The organism is Chryseobacterium sp. SIMBA_029, assembly GCF_046535275.1.
Classification (GTDB): Bacteria; Bacteroidota; Bacteroidia; order Flavobacteriales; family Weeksellaceae; genus Chryseobacterium.
Genome location: NZ_JAWRXA010000648.1, coordinates 1 through 250 on the forward strand (window position 1 = coordinate 1; position 250 = coordinate 250).

Annotated in this window: 1 protein-coding gene; it reads left to right on the plus strand. The window is 41.2% G+C overall.

Features of this window, described 5'->3' with window-relative positions; translation table 11 throughout:
• The coding region (locus tag SB679_RS25565; protein ID WP_410705171.1) for a DUF4270 family protein at window positions 1-250 on the plus strand (250 nt) is incomplete at both ends.

The window sequence follows — 250 nt, forward strand, 5'->3', positions numbered from 1 at the left end:
GTGATGCTTCCAGGCTTATTACCGGACTAAGTGGAACAGGGGCAGCTTTATCTACCGGAGTTCTTGGTTCTTTTACAGAAAGCCAGTTTGGAATGCAGAAAGCATCCTATGTTACTCAATTGAGAATGCCTACGGATAATTTTGACTTCAATGGACCTAATCCAAAAATAGACTCTGTAGTACTGGTAGTAAGACCACCGGCCAACACTATGGAGAACACCTATTATATTACTGATTCAATAAAAGCACC